The following is a 1,523-nucleotide window of genomic DNA, read 5'->3' as shown; positions in this document are numbered from 1 at the left end:
TCATAGCGGCTGCCAGACATCAGCAGGCGCTTGATCAGCAGGGGGTAGGCGTAGGCGCCCTCGGCGGGCTTGATGATGCGGGTCTGCAACATGGGTATCCCTTTTCTGAAAAGCGGGCCGGACAAGTCTGGGAACTACTGTAGTTCGCCAATGTGACGGCTAAATCAGCCGAAGGAATGATTTGCATGGCGAAGGTATGAGTGGCGGGCGTTGACGGGCGGCAAGGTTGAGCTAGACACTGCGGCGCTGAGGGCCTATTCGCGGGTAAACCCGCTCCCACAGGTACTGCACCAGCCCTTGCAATGGTGCAATACCCGCGAATGGCCGCGACACCGAAATCCCGCCCATCCCCGGAGGCCTTCATGCCCAGCCCGCGTCGCGCCGTGTTTCTCGATCACCAGTCCCTGGACCTGGGCGATCTCGACCTCTCGCCCCTGAGGCAGCAGTTCGACGAGTTCGAACTGTTCGCCGCCACCCGCCCGGAGCAGATCGCCGAACGCCTGCAGGGCGCGGTGGCGGTAGTCAGCAACAAGGTCATGCTCGACGCCGCGTCCCTGGCCGCCAACCCACAACTGAAGCTGATCCTGGTGGCCGCCACCGGCACCAACAATGTCGACCTGGCGGCAGCGCGCGCTCAGGGCATCACCGTGTGCAACTGCCAGGGCTATGGCACCCCGTCCGTCGCCCAGCACACCCTCGCCCTGCTGCTGGCCCTGGCCACCCGCCTGTGCGACTACAACCAGGCGGTAGCCGATGGCCAGTGGGCCAAGGCCAGCCAGTTCTGCCTGCTGGACTTCCCCATCGTCGAACTGGAGGGCAAGACCCTTGGCCTGCTCGGCCATGGTGAACTGGGGGGCGCGGTGGCGAGGCTGGCCGAGGCCTTTGGCATGCGCGTGCTCAGCGGGCAGATTCCAGGCCGCCCGGAACGGGCCGACCGGTTGCCACTGGACGAATTGCTGCCGCAAGTCGACGCCCTGACCCTGCACTGCCCGCTGAACGAGCACACCCGACACATGCTCGGGGCACGCGAGCTGGCCCTGCTCAAGCCCCACGCGCTAGTGGTCAACACTGCCCGCGGTGGCCTGATCGATGAGCAAGCGCTGGCCGACGCCCTGCGCAGTGGCCACCTGGGCGGAGCCGCCACCGACGTATTGAGCGTGGAGCCGCCGGTCAACGGCAACCCGCTGCTCGAACCCGGTATCCCGCGCCTGATCATCACCCCGCACAGTGCCTGGGGTGCGGTGGAGTCGCGCCAGCGCATCGTCGGCCAGCTCAGCGAGAACGCCCAGGCCTTCTTCGCCGGGCAGCCACGCCGCGTGGTCAGCTGAGCCCGGCGCCCGCCTCTGCTACACTGCGCCACTTTTTTCCAGGAGGCGTCGTCCATGGACCCGCGCAGTGAAGTGTTGCTCCCCCAGGCAGAGCTGTTCACGCGCCCGCTGCTGCTCGCCGGCGCCCCCGCCGACGACCTGCTCGGCCAGTTGCCCCAAGCCCGGGCCTGGACTTGGCATGCGGGCGATCAGGCC

General features: G+C 67.2%; 1 protein-coding gene and 1 pseudogene. Both read left to right on the top strand.

All coding sequences use genetic code 11. The features are described 5' to 3' along the window. Nucleotides 1-362: 362 nt before the first annotated feature. Complete coding sequence (locus JV551A3_RS05450) at nt 363-1,328, top strand: 2-hydroxyacid dehydrogenase (protein ID WP_133978414.1); 966 nt, start codon at nt 363-365, stop codon at nt 1,326-1,328. A 54-nt stretch (nt 1,329-1,382) separates the two neighbouring features. Further along, a pseudogene (locus tag JV551A3_RS05445) lies at nt 1,383-1,523 on the top strand (16S rRNA methyltransferase); the annotation flags it as partial.

Origin of the sequence: Pseudomonas inefficax (assembly GCF_900277125.1) — a bacterium.
In the GTDB taxonomy this organism is placed as follows: Bacteria; Pseudomonadota; Gammaproteobacteria; order Pseudomonadales; family Pseudomonadaceae; genus Aquipseudomonas; species Aquipseudomonas inefficax.
This window is presented reverse-complemented; position numbering and strand designations above follow the sequence as displayed.

What these genes read in the sequence shown, in the direction of transcription:
- JV551A3_RS05450 (WP_133978414.1), top strand. Translation starts at nt 363, where the DNA reads ATGCCCAGCCCGCGTCGCGCCGTGTTTCTCGATCACCAGTCCCTGGAC.